The sequence below is a fragment of the Paenirhodobacter ferrireducens genome (assembly GCF_004022265.1).
GTDB lineage: Bacteria > Pseudomonadota > Alphaproteobacteria > Rhodobacterales > Rhodobacteraceae > Rhodobacter > Rhodobacter ferrireducens.
On sequence record NZ_SAVB01000002.1, the window covers coordinates 1 to 16496 of the forward strand.

Below are 16496 nucleotides of genomic sequence, written 5' to 3' on the forward strand. Positions count from 1 at the left end.
CCACGCGAGCCTTGAAGCCCGCGTCGTGATTTCTGCGTTTCGACATGTTCTGATCTCCTCGTTCTTGGAGACCAGCAGACGTCAGATCGTAGCTTCCGTCACTGTCCAATTTTCGGGGAGGTGCTCAGGGTCCGGAGCCTAAGCCCCGACTGGCCGCGGACCTTGTCGGATGTTGCGCGAATGTCGGCGGAAGGCGGCGACACCGCCGGCTTGCAGCTACAGTGCGGGCCAGCCGTTTTCATGGATCACGCTCTCGAGCTCCAGCCTCTTGCGCCAGCCCCGGGCTTCAAGCTCTGGCTTCGTGTAAAGGTCGTCGACATAGCCTGCGCAAAGATAGGCAACGATTTCCACGTGGTCCGGGATGCCAAGCAGGCCGCGCAGGTCTTCCGGCCGGAAGATCGAAACCCAGCCGATCCCCACACCTTCCGCGCGGGCGGCCAGCCACAGGTTCTGCACGGCGCAGACCGTCGAATAGAGATCCATGTCACGATTGTGGGTCCGGCCCAGAACCACCTTCCCGCCTCGGCTCCGGTCACAGGTCACGCAGATGTTCAGCGGCGCGGTCAGGATCCCCTCGAGCTTCAGCGACCGGTAAAGCGCCCTGCGGTCGCCGTCGAACATCTCTTCCGCCTCGGCGTTCGCACGGAGGAAGGCGGCATGGACCTCGGCGCGCCGGTCCGGGTCGCGGATCAGGAGGAAGTCCCACGGCTGCATCAGGCCGACCGAGGGCGCGGCATGCGCGGCTGCGAGAATGCGCCGGAGGGCGGCAGGATCGACCGGATCGGGGCGGAACTCGTTCCGAACGTCGCGGCGGGCGTCGATGATGTCGTAAAGCGTCTGACGTTCGCGGTCGTCGAACTGGCGGGCGGGCTGCGGAACCGCAGCTTCGGCAGGTATAGTGAGGGGCATCTTGAGCCTCGGATAATTCAGGGCGCCGCGGGCTCCACCCCGAGGCGCAATGACATCAGGCCGGTCTTCTGGCTCCGGATCATCTCGTCATGGCGCCTTCCCGGGGGCTGCCCCAGTGGCTTGTGCCAAACGATCCCCGATACAGCGGCGGGCCCGCGCCGGATTTGCACCGGCTTCCCGATTCTCCCCCAAGGGGGCACCTGACGATGCCCTTATCTCGCGAGCGGAGGCGGCACGCAAACGGACATTCAATCTCGCAGACTCCGGGGCGGTATTGGGCCGTTCCGTCCGGACCGTCTTTGGCTCCCCCCCACGCCTGCCGCCGCGCCCATGCTTGACCTTTTGCCACTGTCGGTTCAGCTAGGGCGCGAGACAGGAGAACCAGATGGCACTCGAGGACGCGAAGACCCAGGTCGACATGGCTTTCACCCGTGCGGATGCGCGCGGGCTTGCCTTCGAGAATACCTTCGGCGGTGCCACCAGCTTCCTGCGCCGGCGCTATACCAAGGATCTGACCGACGTCGATCTGGCAATCACCGGCGTGCCCTTCGACCAGGCGGTGACGAACCGGCCCGGCACCCGCTTCGGCCCGCGCGCGATCCGCGAGGCCTCGGCGCTGCAGGCGCCCGACGCGCCCTTCGGCTGGGGCTATGATCCGCTCTCCGAGATGGCGGTCGTCGATTATGGTGATCTGGCCTTCGACTATGCCCACACGCCCTCCTTCCCGGGCCGGGTCGAGGCGCATGTCGCGGGCATCCTCGCCGCCGGCGCGGGCAGCATCACGCTCGGCGGCGATCACTTCATCACGCTGCCGATCCTGCGCGCCTATGCCGCGAAATTCGGCCCCGTGGCGCTGATCCAGTTCGACGCCCATTCCGACACCTGGGCCGATGACGACATGAGCCGGATCGACCACGGCACCTTCCTCTACAAGGCGCTGAAGACCGGCGTGGTGGCGCCCGAGACCACGGTCTCGGTCGGCATCCGCACCGACAACCCCGACACCTGCGGCGTCACCATTCTGGATGCGCCCTTCGTGCATCAGGCGGGCGTGGCCGAGACCGTGGCGCGGATCAAGGCGGTGGTGGGCGATCGGCCGTGCTACATCACCTTCGACATCGACTGCCTCGATCCGGCCTTTGCGCCCGGCACCGGCACCCCGGTCTGGGGGGGGCTGGCCTCGTGGCAGGCGGCGGCGATCCTGCGCGGGCTCGCCGGCATCAATCTGGTCGGCGGCGACGTGGTTGAGGTCTCGCCGCCCTATGACACCACCGGCGCTACTGCGATCGCCGGCGCCCATGTGACGATGGAGCTGATCGCCCTTTACGGCTGGACCCGGCGGGGGCGCGCATGATCCTGCGCCTTGCCGCCGCACTGTTGCTTCTGGCCGTGCTTGCCTTCGGGGCCTGGGTGCGCCTCGCGCCGCTGCCGGCCGATCTCTATCACCGGATGGATTCGGCGCATGGGGTGGGCGACTGGCCGGTTGCGAGCGGCTTCGAGGCGGTGCGCCAGGTGACCGAGCCGAAGGCGACACTTGCCGCGCTGGTGGCCGTGGTCGAGGCGACGCCGCGCACTGCGCTGATCGAGGGCAGCGTCGAGGAGGGGCTCGTCACCGTCGTCACCCGCTCGGCGCTCTGGGGCCTGCCCGACATCTCCAATCTCTGGATCGAGGGTGACCGCGTGCATGTGCGCGGTCATCTCGTTTTCGGGCCCTTCGATTTCGGCTGCAACCGCAGCCGGATCGAGGGCTGGCTCGCCCGCGCCGGGGTGCACTGAGCGGGCCGGGCGGCTGTTGCGGCAAGGGCACGCCGGCGCGCCGTTGCGCTGCCAGCCTTGCAGCCGGGGGGGTGCACTCTTATCTCCTGCGCAGCAGGACTGCGAGGCAAGCCATCATGCGCGACATGTATCATTACTTCCGTTGGGCCTTTGCACTGACGGCGGTGGGGCTCGCGCTCGCCTTCTGGCTGGGCTGGGGCTATTCGCACAGCGCGGCGGGCGCGTTTTCGTTCCTGCTGATCGCCGCGGTGCTGGCGGTGCTCGAGGTCTCGCTCTCCTTCGACAACGCGATCGTCAACGCCAACCGGCTGAAGGACATGAGCCCGGTCTGGCAGCACCGCTTCCTGACCTGGGGCATCGTCATCGCCGTCTTCGGCATGCGCATCCTCTTCCCGCTGCTGATCGTGGTGATCGCCGCCGGCATCGGCCCGTTCGAGGCGCTGGATCTCGCTGCCACCCGGCCTGCCGAATACGCCCGCATCGTCGGCTCGGCCCATGTCTCGATCGCGGCCTTCGGCGGGGCCTTCCTGATGATGGTGGCGCTGACCTATTTCATCGACGAGGGCAAGGAGATCGACTGGATCGCCGCGCTCGAGCGACGGCTGCGTGCCTGCGCCTCGATCCGCGGGCTCGAGATCGGCTTCGTGCTGGCGGTGGTGCTGCTCTTCGTCTGGCTGCTGCCGCCGCGCACCGAGGGCAATTTCCTGTTCGCCGCGGTGGCGGGGCTTCTGACCTTCCTCGCCGTCGAGGTGCTGGGCCAGGTGCTCGACCGCGCCTCGCTCGCCGCCGAGACGGCGCGGGCGGGCCTTGGCGCCTTCCTCTATCTCGAGGTGCTCGACGCCTCGTTCAGCTTCGATGGGGTGATCGGCGCCTTCGCGCTGACTCAGAATCTGTTCCTGATCGCGATCGGCCTCGGCATCGGCGCGCTTTACGTGCGCTCGATGACGATCATGCTGGTCGAGAAGAACACCCTTGCCGAGTTCCGCTATCTCGAACACGGCGCCTTCTGGTCGATCCTGATCCTCAGCCTCATCATGTTCCTGCAGACGATGATGCATGTGCCCGAGGTCGTCACTGGCCTGCTTGGGGCGGTGCTGATCGGGCTGGCCTTCTTCTCCTCGCTGCGCTTCCGCCGCCACCACGAGGCGACCTGAGCGCGCCTGCCGTCCTGGCAAGTCGGGGGTGCCGCAATGGCGGTTTCGGCCCCGCGCTGGCCATCGCGCGCCTCGACACCGACGCCGAGGCGGGCCAAAGTCCGGCCGGAGGACGAATCCGCGTCGGGCCGCCCGCCCGCCGGGAAGTGAGGAGATCCCATGGGCAAGCTCTATAAGCGCTACCTGCCGCTGGCGCTGTGCGTCATCCTGTGCATCGCAAGCCTTTTCGGACTGGCGCATTCCGCCTGGTTCTGGCTTGGCGTGCTGGTGTTCGGGGCGCTCGCGGTGATGGGCGTGCGCGACATCATCCAGACGAAACACTCGATCCTGCGCAACTACCCGGTGATCGGGCACCTGCGCTTCCTGTTCGAGGAGATCCGCCCCGAGATCCGGCAATATCTGATCGAGAGCGATTCCGACGAGGAACCCTTCTCGCGCGAGGAACGCTCGATCGTCTACCAGCGCGCGAAGAACGTCGAGGATGCGCGCCCCTTCGGCACCAAGATGCAGGTCTATGGTTCGGGCTATCAGTGGCTGACCCATTCGATCCGGCCGCGCCACATCGCCGATACCGACTTCCGGGTGACGATCGGCGGGCCGGACTGCTCGCAGCCCTATTCCGCCTCGATCTACAACATCTCGGCGATGAGCTTCGGCGCGCTCTCCTCGAACGCGATCGAGGCGCTGAACCGCGGCGCGAAGGCGGGCGGCTTTGCCCATGACACCGGCGAGGGCGGGATCTCGCGCTATCACCGCGCGGGTGGCGGCGATCTGATCTACGAACTCGGCTCGGGCTATTTCGGCTGCCGCAACCACGACGGTTCCTTCAACCCGGAGAAGTTTGCCAAACTGGCCACCGACCCGCAGGTGAAGATGATCGAGATCAAGCTGAGCCAGGGCGCCAAGCCCGGCCATGGCGGCATGCTGCCGGCGGCGAAGATCACCCCCGAGATCGCCGAGGCACGCGATGTGCCGATGGGGGTCGACTGCATCTCGCCCGCCTCGCATTCGGCCTTCTCGACGCCGCTCGAGATGATGGCCTTCATCCGCCAGCTGCGCGAGCTGTCGCAGGGCAAGCCCGTGGGATTCAAGCTCTGCGTCGGGCACCGGCGCGAGTTCATGTGCATCGTCAAGGCGATGCTCGAGACCGGCATCACCCCGGATTTCATTGTCGTCGACGGCAAGGAGGGCGGCACCGGCGCGGCGCCACTTGAATTCTCGAACCACATGGGGATGCCGCTGGTCGAGGGGCTGACCTTCGTGCACAACACCCTGCGCGGCGCGGGTCTGCGCGAGCGGGTGAAGATCGGCGCCTCGGGCAAGCTGATCTCGGCCTTCGACATCGCCAAGGCGCTGGCGCTTGGCGCCGACTGGGCGAATTCGGCGCGTGGCTTCATGTTCTCAATCGGCTGCATCCAGGCGCAGTCGTGCCACACCAACCGCTGCCCGGTGGGGGTGGCGACGCAGGACAAGGCGCGCTCGCGCGCGCTGGTGGTGCCCGACAAGGCTCAGCGGGTGGCGAATTTCCACCGCAACACGCTGAAGGCGCTGGCCGAGATGACCGGCGCCGCCGGGCTCGACCATCCGGGCGGCTTCCTGCCGCATCACCTGATGATGCGCGAGAAGGACCGCAACATGGTGGTCGGCGACGAGGTCTATCCCTACATGCCCGAGGGCTTCCTGCTGCGCGAGGACGACGACCGCTTCGGCTATCTGAAACGCTGGCGCCGGGCCCGGCCCGAGGCTTTCGAGCCCTTCGACAGCGGCGTGTGATCTGCCGCCGCGCTAGAGCCGGCGCAGCCGCTCCGGCTCTGGCTGCGCCTCGCGCGCATAAAGGTCCTCGTAGCGGATGATGTCATCCTCGCCGAGATAGGCGCCGGTCTGCACCTCGATCAGCACCACGGGAACCTTGCCCGGGTTCTCCATCCGGTGCACCGCGCCGAGCGGCACATAGACCGACTGGTTCTCGCTCAGCAGCCGGGTCTCGCCGTCGATCGTCACCTTCGCCGTGCCCTCGACCACGATCCAGTGCTCGGCCCGGTGGTGGTGCGACTGCAGGCTCAGCATGCCACCCGGGCGGACGTGGATGCGCTTGACCTGAAAACGATCTCCCTTCGACAGGCATTCATAGCGGCCCCAAGGGCGGTGGTCGGTGTGCAGCTGCGTCGCCTGCTGCGCGCCTTGCGCATGCAGCAGCGCCACCGCCGCCCCGACCTCCTGCGTGCGCGAGCGATGCGCCACCAGCACCGCGTCGCGGGTGGCAATCGCCATCACGTCGCGCAGCCCGATGCCGACGAGCCGCACCTCGGCACTGTCCGAGCGCAGCAGGCTGTTCTCGCAGTCGATCGCATCGGCGGTGCCCTGGCAGCCGGTGCCGCAGGCGTCGCGCGCGCATTCCGACCAGACCGCATCCCATGTGCCAAGGTCGGACCAGCTGCCGGCATAGGGGACGACCGAGAGATTGCGCGCCGGCTCCATCACCGCGTAATCGAGCGAGATCGCGGCAGTGGCCTTCCAGGGGGCGGCCGCGAGGCGCAGGAAATCGAGATCGAGCGTGGCGCCGGCGAGGGCGGCGCGCACCGGCGCGATCAGCGCCGGAGCATGTGCCTCGAAGGCGGCGATCATGTCGGCGGCGCGGAACAGGAAGATCCCGGCATTCCACAGGAAGCGGTTGCTGCGCAGCATCGCCGCGGCTTCCTCGGGCGCGGGCTTTTCGACGAAACGGGCAAGCGGCGCCGGCCCGTCGCCGGTCCCCTCCGCCTCGGCGTTCAGCTCAAGCCAGCCATAGCCGGTCTCGGCCCGGATCGGTCGGATGCCGAAGGTGACGATCCGGCCTTTGGCGAGCGCCGGCAGCCCGCGTGCGACGGCGGCGCGGAAGGCTGCGGCATCGGGGATGCGATGGTCCGAGGGCGCGACCAGCAGCACCGCCTCGGGGTCGCAGGCCTGCAGCTGCAATGCCGCGACCAGCACCGCGGGGGCGGTGTTGTGGCTCTCGGGCTCGAGCAGGATGGTGCCGGCTTCGATCCCGGCCTCGCCCAGCTGCTGGCTGGCGATGAAACGGAAATCGGCATGGGTCAGGATCAGCGGCGGCGCGAGCGGCTCTGTGCCGCAGATCCCCGACAGACGCCGTGCCGTGGCCTGGAACAGGGTCTCCTCGCCGGTGACGGCGACGAACTGCTTGGGATAGCTCTTGCGGGAGAGAGGCCACAGCCGCGTGCCGGACCCGCCGCACAGAATGCACGGATGAATCATCTGCAGGCCCTTTCGGACAAAAGGACTTTTTCCGATCAGGCCAGAAAATGGGCATTCTGGCAACAGATTTCGCACACGCGCAGGTTGTGCGCGCGCGGCATGAAAAAGGGCGCGCCCGCGGTGGCGCGCCCCTGCATCGCTGTCCCGTCTCAGCCGGCCAGCGCCGCAAGCACCTCGGCGGGGGTGATCGGCAGATGTCGCATCCGCACGCCGACCGCCTCGAAGATCGCGTTCGCGATCGCCGGGGCGACGACGGTGGTGCCGGGCTCGCCCAACCCCGTCGGCACCTCGGTGCTTTCGACGAATTCGACCACCACCTCTGGCGTGTCGATCATCCGCAGCGGCGTGTAGCTGTCGAGGTTGCGCTCGCGCGGCAGGCCGGCCGCGATCTCGGTGCCCTCGAAGAGCGCCATCGACAGGCCCCACAGCGCCGCGCCCTCACATTGCGCCTTCGCGCCGTTCGGGTCGACCACGGTGCCGCAATCGACCACCAGCCAGATCTTCTGCACCTCGACCCGGCCCGAGGCGCGGTCGACATGCACCTGCGCCGCACCACCGACCCAGGTCGGCATCGAGCGCGACTGGCCATAGGTGGTGGCAATGCCCACCGCGGTGTCGTCGGGCAGCCCGCCCTTGCCATAGCCCGACAGCTCCGCCACCCGGCGCAGCACATTCGCCTGCCGCGTCGCGCCGCCGGTCGCATTCGGCGCCTCGCCGGCGTTGCGGCCGGTGGCGCGGAAATGGTCGAGCCGGAACTGCAGCGGATCGGCGCCGATGTGGCGCGCGGCCTCGTCCATGAAGCTCTCGACCGCGAAGTTGATCCAGCCGGGCGAGACCGAGCGCAGCCAGCCCGGCCGGAAGGTGCTTTCCGCGAGATCGTTCGAGATCGCGCGGGCGCGCTGTGCGCCGACGTCATACCAGTGATCGAGGCCATCGGCGGCGAAGGGGTCGTAGGGTTCACCATTCGTGCCCTTCGGCATGAAGCCGGGCACCATCACCTTCGTCGGCCAGCCCGCGGTGACGGCGCTGTCCATCGCGATCACGGCCTTATCGGCGTCGAAGGCCATCTTCAGATGCTGCACCGACGGCGCGCGCAGGCTGTCGAAGGCAACGTCCGCCTCGCGCGACATCACCATCTTCACCGGCTTGCCGTCGAGCATCTTCGAGGCCAGCGCCACCGGAACGGCATAATCGCCGTTCAGTCGCCGCCCGAAGCCGCCGCCCAGCATGTAGCTGCGCATCACCACCTCGCCGTCGCCGACGCCGAGCGCGGTCTGCAGCCAGGGCAGGGCAAGCGACTGCCACTGGTTGCCCGTGTGGACCTCCCATACGCCCGCGGCATTGCGGAAGGCGAGCGCGTTCAGCGGCTCAAGCTGGAAGTGCAGCACCGAGGCGGTGGTGTATTCCGCCTCGAACACATCGGCGGCCTTGGCAAAGACCGGATCGACATTGCTGTCGCCGGTGTCGAGGAGCGCGCCGGTGCTTTCATCCGCGATCAGCTTGCGGCCGTAATCCTGGATTTGCGCCTCGTCGACGGTGGCTGCCGGGCCCGGCGTCCAGCTGACCTTGACGGCCTTCGCGGCCTTGACCGCGGCCCAGTGGCTGTCGGCGATGACCATCGCCCAGCCCTGCACGGTCTCGGACGGATCCTCGAGTTTCAGCGTCTGCTGATAGCCCTTCACCGATTTCGCCGCACTGTCGTCGATCGCGGTGATGACCGAGCCATAGCGGGTGGGCGGCAGCAGCGGCACGGCGTGCACCATGCCCTCGGCTTGTGCGTCGATGCCGTAGATCGTCGCGCCGGTGGTCTTGTTGGCGATGTCGAGCGCGGTGACCTCCTTGCCGACCAGCGTCAGCTCGTCCGCCGATTTGAGCGGCAGCGCCTTCAGCTCGTCTTCGGTGAAGCTGCGGGTGATACCCGCAGCGACCAGTTCGCCGAAGCTTGCGGAATTGCCGGCGGCGGTGACCAGGCCGTTCGCCACGCTGACCTCGGAGGCGTCAACGCCCCAGAGCAATGCGGCGGTCTCGGCCAGCGCCACGCGGCCCGCGGCGCCCGCCTGGCGATAGACCGGCCAGCTTTGCCACACCGACCAGCTGCCGCCGGTGACCATCAGGCCCCATTTCGGGTCGGTGTCGACATGGGTGATGCGCACGTCATCCCAGTTCGCACCGAGCTCGTCGGCGAGGATCCGGGCGATGGCGGTGCCCACATGCTGGCCCATCTCGGCGCGGATGATGTTGACGTTGACGATGCCTTTGGTGTCGATCCAGTACCAGATCGCCGGCTCGTAGGTCGCGCCCACGGCCGCGACCGGCAAGCCGTCCGGCGCTGCCGGGTCCATCGCCGCGGCGCCCGGTTTCGGGAAGCCGAAAACGGCGCCCACGGCGCAGAGCGACACCAGGAAGCCGCGCCGGCTCAGGTCGGGCAGGGCGCGCTTGTGGGGTGGGAAATGCAAGGTGTCAGCCATTGGTCTTCTCCCCTCGCATTGCGGCCGCGGCTTCGCGCACCGCCTCGCGGATCCGGTTGTAGGTCATGCAGCGGCACAGGTTGCCGGTCATCACCGCGTCGATGTCGGCATCCGTCGGGTTCGGGATGTCCTTGAGGAAGGCCGCGGCCTGCATGATCTGGCCCGACTGGCAGTAGCCGCATTGCGGCACCTTCAGCTCGCGCCAGGCCTGCTGCAGCGGGTGCTCGCCCGCCGGGTCGAGCCCCTCGATCGTGGTGATCTCGGCCCCGGCCACGTCCGAGACCGGGGTGATGCACGAGCGCGTCGCGCGCCCGCCGACATGGACGGTGCAGGCACCGCACATGCCGATGCCGCAGCCGAATTTGGTGCCGGTCAGCCCGACCTCGTCGCGGATCACCCACAGCAGCGGGGTATCGGGATCGACGTCGACGCTGACGGCGCGTCCGTTGATGCTGAATTCGATCATCTCATCTGTCCTCGTCAATGCGTCCCCTGGTGCGCCCGGATCTGCGCCACGCGCGTCTCGAGGTCGGTCCAGGGGGCGAGGTCGGCGCGTTTGTCGCGCAGGTAGGCGGCGATCGCGGCGATCTGCTGATCGGAAAGCGCGTCGCGGAAGGCGGGCATCACCACCCCGGGCGTGCCCTCGGCCGAGGACACCCCGTCGAGGATCACATGGATCAGGTTCGACGGATCGTCGAGCCGAGTGGAGGAGTTGATGCCCAGCTCGGGCCGTTCGGCGACGATGCTTTCGGCGTTGTAGTGGCAGGCGGCGCAGGCGGTGGCGTAAAGCCGTTCGCCCTCATCGGCGCGCCAGGCGGGATCGGGGCGGCCGGCGGCCAGGCTTGCCTGCACGGCGGGGCTCGCGGCCGGGTCCGCCTCGGGCGCGCCCACGACGTTGCCCAGATAGACGCCGATCGCCGTCAGGTCGCTTTCCGGCAGCTCGCGCAGCCCGGCATGCACCACCGGCGCCATCGGGCCCGCGGCGATGCCGTGATAGGTGCCCGCGCCGGTCGAGAGGTAGCGGGTGAAGTCCGCGGCCGTCCACGGCACCGCCGAGGGGTTCGCCGCGGTCAGTGCCGGCGCGCTCCAGGCGTCGATCGTCGCGCCGGCAAAGCGCGCGCTCTTCTCCTCGGCGCCGACCTTGTTGCGCGGCGTGTGGCAGGCACCGCAATGGGTGACGCCCTCGACCAGATAGGCGCCGCGGTTCCATTCGGCCGATTTCGACGGATCGTCGGCGTAGCGGCCGAAATCGACGAAGAGCAGCTTCCAGCCCGCCTGCAGGATCCGCTGGTTCAGCGGGAAGGGGATGGTCGGCGCCTGCGTCGCTTCCTTCACCGGGGCGACCTCGGTCATCAGATAGGCATAGACCGCATCGACATCGGCATCGGTCATCTTGGTGAAATGGTCGAAGGGGAAGGCCGGGAACAGGTGGCGGCCCTCGCGGTCGACGCCCTCGTGCATGGCGCGCCGGAATGCGGCCTTCGACCAATTGCCAATCCCCGTCTCCGGGTCGGGCGTGATATTCGAGGCGTAGATGGTGCCGAAGTCGGTGGTCACCGGGAAGTTGCCGGCATAGGGCGCGCCGCCCGCTGCGGTGTGGCAGGTGGCGCAATAGCCCGCGGCGGCGAGGATGCGCCCCTGTTCCACCTGGGCCGGGTCGAAGGCCGGGCGGGCCGAGGGTGGCTCGACGGCATAGGGCGAGTGATACGCATAGATTCCGAAGCCGGCGAGGGCGAGAACGCCGGCACCTGCCAGAATGGAGAGCGTGGATTTAAGCATCAGGGCATCAATCCTTGGTCTTTGTCGGGAGAATCCGGGAAAGAGACCCAGATAACCTGCGACGAAATAGCGCAACGCCCCCCCGCGTCAACCAATGCGGAGGAGAAAAATCTTGCGCCTGTCGGGCTTTGTGCAGGGGACTGTCTCAATCCCGAGACAGGCTGGACGGGGCGTCACACCGTGTCCTATGGTCGCAGGCGGGCGCCCCGCCCATCTGTGCCGGATCGGGATGCCCAGACGGGGAAATGACCATGCAGCAACAGGACCTGCGGCGGGCCGCCGCCGCGATGCCGGGAGCCGGGACGGGGGCGCCTGCGGCGCGGGCCACGATCCGGGCAAGCGACCTGCCGCTCGCGGTGTCCGCCGGGCGGCCGGCCGCGCTCGCGCTGATCCTGCGCACCGAGGGGGCGTCCTATCGCCCGGTGGGGGCGACGATGGTGCTCGGCCGCGACGGCGCGGTGGCCGGCACGCTGTCCTCGGGCTGCATCGATGCCGACATCGCCGAACATGCGAAAGCTGTGGCGCGCGCGGGCGGCCTGCGGCGGCTGCGCTATGGCGCGGGCTCGCCCTTCATCGACCTGACATTGCCCTGCGGCGGCGGGCTCGACATCCTCGTGCTGCCGGCGCCCTCGGCCGATGTGCTGGCCGACCTGCGGGCACGGCTGGCCTCGCGCGAACCCTTTTCGCTGGCCGTGTCCGGTGCCGGGCTGAGCGTCGCCCCCGACACCGGCGCCGAGCTGGTGCTGCGCGTCCTGCCCGATCCGCGCTTTGCCGTCTTCGGCAAGGGGCCCGAGGCCGTGGCCTTCGCGCGCATGGTCGCGGGGGCGGGCTACGAGACGGTGCTTGCCTCGCCCGACAGCGAGACACTCGCACCGCTTGCGGGCCGGGGCGCCACGGTCGTGCACCTGCCGCAGCCCTCGGCCGTCGAACAGGTCGCGCTCGATGCCTTCACCGCCGGGGTGCTGTTCTTCCACGATCACGACTGGGAGCCCGCGATCTTGTGCCACCTGCTGGCGAGCCGCGCCTTCTATGTCGGCGCGCAGGGCAGCCGGCGCACGGCGGAGAACCGGCTTGCCCGGCTGCGCGCGGCGGGTGTGGCCGAGGCCGATCTCGCCCGGCTGCGCGGCCCGATCGGGGTGATCCCCTCGACCCGCGACGCGCGCACGCTTGCGGCCTCGGTGCTGGCCGAGGTTCTGGCCGAGGCGGTCGTCGCCGGCTGAGGCTCAATGCCCCGGGAAGGCCTCGGTGCGGGCCGCGGCGAGGGTCTCGACCCGTTCCGCGGTGGCCGGGTCGTCGAGCAGATCGGCAAGCGGCGCCCCGAGGCGGCGGCGCCAGTTCGGATGCTCGTCAAGCGTGCCGGGCAGGTTCGGCTGCTCGCGCAGCGCCAGCAGATCCTCGAGCGGGGCAAGCGCCAGTCGCGAGGCAGTGTGGCCCAGGTGGCGCAGCGCAGCCCGAACCACCGGCGCCGGGTCGTCGACCGCGGGGCAGGGCGCGCCGCCGCCGATCGTTCCCCAGAGCCGGCCGCGGTCCCAGGCGCGATGCGCGTCGGCAGCGGCCCGGCTTTCTCCGGGAGCGAGGCGGTGCAGCCGCTCGGCCCAGTCGAGATCGCGCCCGGTCCACCAGCCCGCCACCGTCGCCGTGTCATGCGTGCCGGTCATCGCCAGGCTCATCGGCGCGTAATCCTGCGGCCCGATGAAGCCCTGATCGGCCGCGCGCTCGAACCACAGCACCCGCATCCCCAGCATCTTCCTCGCCTCGATCGCCGCGGTAAAGCCGAAGGGGCGGGTGCCCAGATCCTCGGCCACGATCAGCGCCTGCGCGCGGTGGCTTTCAAGGGCGGTCAGCCGCAGCAGGTCCTCGAACGGATAGCGCAGATAGGCGCCCTCGGGAGAGCCTTGCCCGGCGGGCACGACCCAGAGCCGGGCGAGGCCAAAGGCATGATCGATGCGCAGCCCGCCGGCGCGGGCGAGTGTCGCGCGCAGCATCGCGATGAAGGGGGCATAGCCGCTCTCGCGCAGGCCTCGCGGCGAGAAGCTGCTCAGCAGCCAGTTCTGCCCCTGCGGTCCGAGCGGGTCGGGCGGAGCGCCGATCGTCAGCCCGTCGAGCATCTGGCCGCGCAGCGACCAGCTGTCGCTGCCCGCGCCATGCACCCCGACGGCGAGGTCGGCAATGAGCCCGATCGCCATGCCGCCCTTGCGCGCTGCGGCCTGGGCCGCCGCCAGCCCCTCGCGGGCAAGCCATTGGGTGAAGAGGTGGAACTCGACCTCCTCGGCTTCTTCGCGGGCAAAATCGGCCACCGCCACCCCGTCTGGGTCGTGGAAGGCCGCGGGCCAGGCGCGCCAGCCATCCGCACCGATCGGGCGGAACCGGCTGTCGAGCGCGTCGAAGATCGCATGGCGGCGCAGGCCGGGCCCTTCGGCGGCGCTGTCGGCGGCGATGCGGGCGCGAGTTTCGGCATCGAGCGTGGCGAAACTCGCCCGCAGCGCAGCGTGGCGCGCGGGCAGGGCGCCGGCCCAGTCGATCAACGCACCACCCGGGGCAGCGGGCAGCGGCGGCAGGCCCAGAAGGGCCGGGTCCGCCATCGCGGTGTTCAGGAACAGCCGGCTCGACGGCGAATAGGGGCTGTAGCCCGCGCCGTGGCCGGGAAAGAGCGCATGCACCGGGTTGATCATCATTGCATCGGCCCTGCGCGCCGCAAACAGGTGCGCCGCCTCCGCCAGCTCGCTGAAGGTGCCGAAGGGGGTGGGGGTGGCGCCGCGCAAGGCCGGGATCTGCACCGCCGGGCCCCAGAAGTGACGGTCGCCGAGGGCGTCGATGCCGTGGCAGGTGGGCGGCGCGACGGCGAGCGTCAGCTCGGTCTTGCCGAGAACCAGCCGGTAATAGCCGGGCTCGGTCACCGCGGCGAGCCGGCCGTTCGTCAAGGCAATCGGCCGGCTGGTGCCGTCCTCGGCCACCAGCAGCGCCCCGACGCCCTGCGGCAGCGTCGCGGGGAGCGCGGTCTCGATCCCGGTCTCGGTGATGATCATCGCGGGCGGCGTCGCCGCCTCGCTGGCCAGCCGGTCGCGGCTTCGCGCAATCTCGGCTGCCGAGCCGACCGGATAGCCGAGCGCCGCAAGGACCGGCGCCAGCCGCGCCTCCGGGATCACCTGCTCCGATCCGAAGATGTCGTGCCAGATCCGGGCGACACCGGCCGCCTCGGCAATCTCTTCGATCGGGGTCATCATTCCTCCGCTGCCCGGCCCGCGTGCCGCGCCATCGAGCAAGCATAGCTGGCCCCCGGGCGGGCGGCAACGGGGCGCTGCGGTGCAGCGCGCCGGTTCGTCCCCGTCCGGGGGCGGCTCAGTCCGCCGTGCTCGTCATGCCCGCCGCGGCGATCGCGGCCAGCGCTGCCTCGGCCGAGGGCAGCGCGCGCGCCAGCAGCAGGCAGGCGCGGGCGAGGTAGAGCTCGGGCGCCTCGGGCGCGGCGCGGTCGATCCCCTCGGCCAGCGCCTCGTAGACCTGTTCGATCTCGTGCGGGGTCATCTCACACCTCCCGGAAGCACAGGTTGTCGAGCGCGGTGCGCACGGCCTCGGCGGTGGCCGCCTGCCAGCGCGCACCGACATGCAGGTCGGGCCGCACGAGATAGGCAGCCCCGTGCCCGGCGCCAAGCCGGTCGGCCGCGGCGGAGGGCCAGGGCAGGCAGGCAACGGCGGGGGTGCCGGGCAGGGCCTCGACCGCGCGGGCAAGGGTGGGGTCGAAGCAGACCAGCGTGAAGCCGCCGCGGGCCAGCCGGTCCGACAGGAACCCGGCCCCCACCCGCGCCTCGATCATCGCCGCCCCGGGCGCGGGGCCCGCGGCAAAGCCCGCATCGTCGGGCAGCACGGCCGGGCTTTCGGCATAGGTGAAGGGCGTCATCTGCCGCGGATTGGCAAGTTCGCCCGCGAAGGGGTGGGTGAGGGCGAGGCCAAGCGCCGCATCGCGCAGGATCTGCCAGCCGCGGGTGGGCGGCGTCATGAAGCGCGCGCTTTTCGAGGCATTGGCAAAGACATCAAGCGTCGCGCCGCGCCGCTCGGGGGTGTAGCTGTCAATCAGCGCCGCCCCGGCCTTGCCGGTCAGCACATGGCCGAGCTTCCAGCCGATGTTATGGGCGTCGGCGATGCCGTTGTTCAGCCCGCGCACGCCGAAGATCGGCACGATATGGGCGCTGTCGCCGATGAAGATCACCGGGCCCTTGCGGTAGTCGTCAAGCGCCAGCGTGTTGGCCGAGTAGATCGACCACCATTCAAGCTCCCACGGGCCCGTGTGGCCGATCTCGGCCAGCACCGCGGCGACGCTGTCGCGCACGACCTCCTCGCGCACCGCCTCGGCCGGGTCCTCGTCATCGCCAAGCTGATAGTCGATGCGCCAGATGTTGTCGGGCTGTCGGTGAATGAGCACCGTCGCGCCGGGCCGGCAGGCCGGGGCGAACAGCGCGCGGCGGATCGTCGGATAGTCGTGATCCATCTGCACGTCGGCGATGACATAGCGGCCCTCGAAATTCCGCCCCTGCAGGCGCAGGCCAAGCTGCGAGCGCACGGCGCTGCGCGCGCCGTCGGCGGCCAGAACCCAGTCAGCGTGGAAGCTGTAGCTTCCCTCGGGGTCGGCGACGGTCAGCCGCGCGCCACTGTCGCCGATCTCGATCCCCTCGAGCCGGCTTCGCCAGCGCGTCTCGATCAGCGGGGTGGCCTCGATTGCCTGCCACAGATAGGCCTCGATGAACTGCTGTTCGAGGTTGTACATCGGGCGGAACTTTTCCTCGGGCCCGTCGGGCATGTGGAACTCGAGGATCTGCTGGCCGCGGTAGAAGCTGCGCCCCGTGGTCCAGCCGAGCGACTTCTCGAGGAAGGGCGCGACCACGCCGAGGCAGTCGAGGATGGCATAGCTTTGCCGCGCGATGCAGATCGCCCGGCTTCCGTCGTTGAAGCTGTCCTTCGCCTCGATCAGCACCGAGGCGATGCCCTGTTGGGCGAGCGTCAGCGCCGCGACCATGCCGACGGGGCCGGCGCCGACGATGGCGACGGCGACGTCGCGCGCAAGCCCGGCGCGCGCCGCGCCCTTGGGCGCTTCGAATTGCGGATAGGTGAAATAAAGCGATGCGGTGTCCGCGCGGCCTGCGGGTCTCATGCCGTCCTCCCTGAA

The 16496-nt window shown here is 69.5% G+C and carries 13 protein-coding genes and 1 riboswitch; of the genes, 5 read left to right on the forward strand and 8 right to left on the reverse strand.

The window, feature by feature from the left end; translation table 11 throughout:
• Positions 1 to 216: 216 nt before the first annotated feature.
• A complete protein-coding gene (bluB, locus tag EOW65_RS01500) occupies positions 217 to 909 on the reverse strand; it encodes a 5,6-dimethylbenzimidazole synthase (RefSeq protein WP_128147254.1) in 693 nt (230 codons plus the stop codon).
• Between the two features lie 41 nt (positions 910 to 950).
• Positions 951 to 1128, reverse strand: a riboswitch (cobalamin riboswitch).
• 166 nt (positions 1129 to 1294) lie between these two features.
• Between bluB and speB the strand changes: the two genes are divergently transcribed.
• From speB to EOW65_RS01520, 4 genes are all read left to right on the forward strand, one after another.
• Positions 1295 to 2263: an agmatinase gene (gene speB, locus EOW65_RS01505; RefSeq protein WP_128147255.1), complete on the forward strand. Its 969-nt coding sequence runs from the start codon at positions 1295 to 1297 to the stop codon at positions 2261 to 2263.
• Positions 2260 to 2685 (forward strand): DUF1499 domain-containing protein, encoded by a 426-nt coding sequence (locus EOW65_RS01510; protein WP_128147256.1) that lies wholly within the window; start codon positions 2260 to 2262, stop codon positions 2683 to 2685. Before speB ends, EOW65_RS01510 begins: the two co-directional genes overlap by 4 nt.
• Positions 2686 to 2801: 116 nt before the next feature.
• Positions 2802 to 3839: a DUF475 domain-containing protein gene (locus EOW65_RS01515; protein ID WP_394342725.1), complete on the forward strand. Its 1038-nt coding sequence runs from the start codon at positions 2802 to 2804 to the stop codon at positions 3837 to 3839.
• Positions 3840 to 3998: 159 nt separating this feature from the next.
• Complete coding sequence (locus EOW65_RS01520; protein ID WP_128147257.1) at positions 3999 to 5612, forward strand: FMN-binding glutamate synthase family protein; 1614 nt, start codon at positions 3999 to 4001, stop codon at positions 5610 to 5612.
• Positions 5613 to 5624: 12 nt separating this feature from the next.
• On the opposite strand, the gene EOW65_RS01525 is transcribed toward EOW65_RS01520, so the two are convergent.
• The 4 genes from EOW65_RS01525 to EOW65_RS01540 form a co-directional block, all read right to left on the reverse strand.
• Entirely contained in the window at positions 5625 to 7091 is a 1467-nt protein-coding gene (locus tag EOW65_RS01525) for a mannose-1-phosphate guanylyltransferase/mannose-6-phosphate isomerase (RefSeq protein WP_206364001.1), read from the reverse strand.
• A 149-nt stretch (positions 7092 to 7240) separates the two neighbouring features.
• Positions 7241 to 9559 carry a xanthine dehydrogenase family protein molybdopterin-binding subunit gene (locus EOW65_RS01530; protein WP_128147258.1) on the reverse strand — a complete coding sequence of 773 codons (2319 nt, stop codon included), beginning with the start codon at positions 9557 to 9559 and terminating at the stop codon, positions 7241 to 7243.
• Positions 9552 to 10025: a (2Fe-2S)-binding protein gene (locus EOW65_RS01535; protein ID WP_128147259.1), complete on the reverse strand. Its 474-nt coding sequence runs from the start codon at positions 10023 to 10025 to the stop codon at positions 9552 to 9554. The genes EOW65_RS01530 and EOW65_RS01535 overlap by 8 nt, the downstream gene beginning before the upstream one ends.
• A gap of 14 nt (positions 10026 to 10039) precedes the next feature.
• Positions 10040 to 11338: a cytochrome c gene (locus EOW65_RS01540; protein ID WP_128147260.1), complete on the reverse strand. Its 1299-nt coding sequence runs from the start codon at positions 11336 to 11338 to the stop codon at positions 10040 to 10042.
• A 251-nt stretch (positions 11339 to 11589) separates the two neighbouring features.
• On the opposite strand from EOW65_RS01540, the gene EOW65_RS01545 reads away from it, so the two are divergent.
• The gene (locus tag EOW65_RS01545) at positions 11590 to 12558 is read left to right on the forward strand and encodes an XdhC family protein (protein ID WP_164879956.1); all 969 of its coding nucleotides are present in this window, start codon (positions 11590 to 11592) and stop codon (positions 12556 to 12558) included.
• 3 nt (positions 12559 to 12561) lie between these two features.
• Here EOW65_RS01545 and malQ read toward each other — a convergent pair whose 3' ends face one another.
• The 3 genes from malQ to EOW65_RS01560 all read right to left on the reverse strand — a co-directional run bounded on the left by malQ (position 12562) and on the right by EOW65_RS01560 (position 16481).
• Positions 12562 to 14559: a 4-alpha-glucanotransferase gene (malQ, locus tag EOW65_RS01550; protein ID WP_128147262.1), complete on the reverse strand. Its 1998-nt coding sequence runs from the start codon at positions 14557 to 14559 to the stop codon at positions 12562 to 12564.
• 118 nt (positions 14560 to 14677) lie between these two features.
• The gene (locus tag EOW65_RS01555; RefSeq protein ID WP_128147263.1) at positions 14678 to 14860 is read right to left on the reverse strand and encodes a hypothetical protein; all 183 of its coding nucleotides are present in this window, start codon (positions 14858 to 14860) and stop codon (positions 14678 to 14680) included.
• Position 14861: 1 nt separating this feature from the next.
• On the reverse strand, positions 14862 to 16481 hold the full coding sequence (locus EOW65_RS01560; protein ID WP_128147264.1) for an FAD-dependent monooxygenase: 1620 nt from the start codon (positions 16479 to 16481) through the stop codon (positions 14862 to 14864).
• Positions 16482 to 16496: the final 15 nt, after the last annotated feature.

What these genes read in the sequence shown, in the direction of transcription:
- bluB (WP_128147254.1), bottom strand. Translation starts at nt 909, where the DNA reads ATGCCCCTCACTATACCTGCCGAAGCTGCGGTTCCGCAGCCCGCCCGC.
- speB (WP_128147255.1), top strand. Translation starts at nt 1,295, where the DNA reads ATGGCACTCGAGGACGCGAAGACCCAGGTCGACATGGCTTTCACCCGT.
- EOW65_RS01510 (WP_128147256.1), top strand. Translation starts at nt 2,260, where the DNA reads ATGATCCTGCGCCTTGCCGCCGCACTGTTGCTTCTGGCCGTGCTTGCC.
- EOW65_RS01515 (WP_394342725.1), top strand. Translation starts at nt 2,802, where the DNA reads ATGCGCGACATGTATCATTACTTCCGTTGGGCCTTTGCACTGACGGCG.
- EOW65_RS01520 (WP_128147257.1), top strand. Translation starts at nt 3,999, where the DNA reads ATGGGCAAGCTCTATAAGCGCTACCTGCCGCTGGCGCTGTGCGTCATC.
- EOW65_RS01525 (WP_206364001.1), bottom strand. Translation starts at nt 7,091, where the DNA reads ATGATTCATCCGTGCATTCTGTGCGGCGGGTCCGGCACGCGGCTGTGG.
- EOW65_RS01530 (WP_128147258.1), bottom strand. Translation starts at nt 9,559, where the DNA reads ATGGCTGACACCTTGCATTTCCCACCCCACAAGCGCGCCCTGCCCGAC.
- EOW65_RS01535 (WP_128147259.1), bottom strand. Translation starts at nt 10,025, where the DNA reads ATGATCGAATTCAGCATCAACGGACGCGCCGTCAGCGTCGACGTCGAT.
- EOW65_RS01540 (WP_128147260.1), bottom strand. Translation starts at nt 11,338, where the DNA reads ATGCTTAAATCCACGCTCTCCATTCTGGCAGGTGCCGGCGTTCTCGCC.
- EOW65_RS01545 (WP_164879956.1), top strand. Translation starts at nt 11,590, where the DNA reads ATGCAGCAACAGGACCTGCGGCGGGCCGCCGCCGCGATGCCGGGAGCC.
- malQ (WP_128147262.1), bottom strand. Translation starts at nt 14,559, where the DNA reads ATGACCCCGATCGAAGAGATTGCCGAGGCGGCCGGTGTCGCCCGGATC.
- EOW65_RS01555 (WP_128147263.1), bottom strand. Translation starts at nt 14,860, where the DNA reads ATGACCCCGCACGAGATCGAACAGGTCTACGAGGCGCTGGCCGAGGGG.
- EOW65_RS01560 (WP_128147264.1), bottom strand. Translation starts at nt 16,481, where the DNA reads ATGAGACCCGCAGGCCGCGCGGACACCGCATCGCTTTATTTCACCTAT.